Genomic DNA, 1,359 nt, shown 5'->3' on the forward strand with positions numbered 1-1,359 from the left:
TGCCAATCCGGGCATGGTACTCCCGTCCGAGTCTCGTTGTGTCGCTACCGACAAGTAGTCCACTGCCGTGTGCGTCCTTTCTCCTCTAAACTTAATCTTTGATAGAAATATTGAGCAGAAAAATAGAAGAGAAAAGTAGTTAGTATAACAAATCCATCTAATATCAGCCAATGTGAATAGGTATCAAATCGGACAAAAAATGATTGATAATAAATTCCATCATTTTTATTATTGAAAATATTGTTGAAGACATTGTTCAAGATATCTAAAATATTTTGCTTTATCAACTCTAATCCAAAGACAAAGCCGATCAAAGATAAGGCGCCTGTAATCCCCTGTCCCAAAATAGTCCCAGAAAAAAAACCTAAAAAATAGTAACAAATGGCAACTAATAAGATGCAAAATTGGTAGAAAATAATTTTATCTAGAGGATAATTAATATATTGGTGAGGAATGCGACTATAAAGAATGACTAAATTAATGCTAACAGCAGTAATTGCCATTAATAATAAAGGAATTAACGACGTCAATATACTGCTTTTTAAAATTTGTTTTCTTTTATACCCAGACGAAAATAAAATCTGTAAAAAATTTGTCTTGTAATTTAAGAAGGATACTAAAAATCCAGCAACAATGAAAAATAAGCTAATAAGAGTAAAACCACGAAACACGTTTCTGGACGTAAACAAATATCTAAAATTAGTTAAGTCCAGCGCACTTCGCGTGTAAAATAATTTGGCCCTTATATAACCGTAAAATTCTTTAAAAGTCTGTGATTGAATATGAAACTTACCAGTTTTAGAATCAAATTTCAGAAAAATTCCTGCGTCCTGGTTCTCTGCATAATCGACACTTCCTTGGTAATCTTTTGTTTCTTTATATTTTTTATTTACATCATCCTCTTCAGTTTTTTGTGCAGCAAGGTATGAATTATATTGGTCTCTAGCCTCTTGAGAATGGATAAAGTTTTGCTCTCTATGCCAATTTTTTGTGGAGTTAAATCCAATAAAAACAGAGATTAATATTAACAGTATTCCTAAACTTAAAACGATTGGTTTGGCTCGTTTCCAAGTAATTTTGTTCAATTTTTTGTTATCCATTCTTTCCTCACTCTCTTTCATCAGTCATCTCATGACCTGAAAACTTGCTTATAAAAATATCTTCTAAAGTTAAAGGAAGTTCTTCAATCAGTAGTGGTTCACAATTGTTTATTCGTTCCATAAGTTCATCACTATAATTTTCAAAAATCACTGTGCTTACTCGGCCTTCATGAGTAATATGCTTCGCTTCTTGTTTGATAAACTGAGGTAATTCATAGTCTTTAAAAGCAATCTGAAGTTTACAGATTGACATTTTTAC

General features: G+C 31.8%; 2 protein-coding genes. Both read right to left on the reverse strand.

Annotated features, from left to right (window positions below):
- Positions 1-44 precede the first annotated feature (44 nt).
- On the reverse strand, positions 45-1,121 hold the full coding sequence (locus AB0I81_RS64060; RefSeq protein ID WP_360680729.1) for a hypothetical protein: 1,077 nt from the start codon (positions 1,119-1,121) through the stop codon (positions 45-47).
- On the reverse strand, positions 1,108-1,359 hold a 252-nt coding region (locus AB0I81_RS64065; RefSeq protein WP_360680731.1), incomplete at its 5' end, for a hypothetical protein. The genes AB0I81_RS64065 and AB0I81_RS64060, both read right to left, overlap by 14 nt.

This window comes from Nonomuraea sp. NPDC050404, from assembly GCF_040655495.1.
GTDB lineage: Bacteria > Actinomycetota > Actinomycetes > Streptosporangiales > Streptosporangiaceae > Nonomuraea.

Coding starts and splice junctions, on each gene's coding strand:
- AB0I81_RS64060 (WP_360680729.1), bottom strand. CDS start 1,121: ATGAAAGAGAGTGAGGAAAGAATGGATAACAAAAAATTGAACAAAATT.